We start from the raw sequence: 740 nt of genomic DNA on the forward strand, positions 1-740 counted from the left end.
GTATGCACGTTATCAAAGCCGCTTTCTCGTTTGGTTTGCCAGTATTAGCTTACTAATCGCTTTCTTTGGCGCAATGACAGTACAATTTATTGGTGGAGCGAGATTACTGGAAACCGCCGCGGGTATTCCGTATACCTATGGTCTGCTGATTTTTGGTGTCTCAATTGCGTTATATACCGCGATAGGGGGTTTCCGAGCTAGTGTGCTTAATGATGCACTGCAAGGGTTAGTGATGCTACTAGGCACTGTCATTTTACTGGTAGCTATTATCTATCATGCAGGAGGACTGGGCGCTGCCGTGGAAAAAATTCACACTATCGACCCTAAATTAGTTTCTGTTGAAGGTGCTGATGATATTTTAAGTGGCCCATTCCTTGCCTCTTTTTGGATTTTAGTCTGCTTTGGGGTAATTGGCTTACCGCATACCGCAGTGCGTTGTATTTCCTATAAAGACAGCAAAGCCCTTCATCGTGGAATTATTCTTGGCACCATCGTGATGGCTGTGCTCATGTTTGGTATGCACTTTGCGGGAGCGCTAGGCCGTGCCATCCTACCTGACCTTACGATCCCTGACCAAGTGATCCCAACCTTAATGGTGCAAGTATTACCCCCATTTGCTGCTGGTATTTTCTTAGCCGCCCCCATGGCGGCAATTATGTCGACGATTAACGCACAGTTACTCCAATCATCAGCGACTATCGTCAAAGATATTTATCTCAGCAGTGCACCAAAGCAAATTC

Annotated in this window: 1 protein-coding gene; it reads left to right on the plus strand. The window is 45.9% G+C overall.

The window, feature by feature from the left end; genetic code table 11:
• A partial coding sequence (panF, locus tag ABN217_RS19295; protein WP_349459867.1) for a sodium/pantothenate symporter occupies positions 1–740 on the plus strand: 740 nt, incomplete at both ends.

The organism is Proteus sp. fly-1067 (genome assembly GCF_040139345.1).
Lineage (GTDB): Bacteria > Pseudomonadota > Gammaproteobacteria > Enterobacterales > Enterobacteriaceae > Proteus > Proteus vulgaris_B.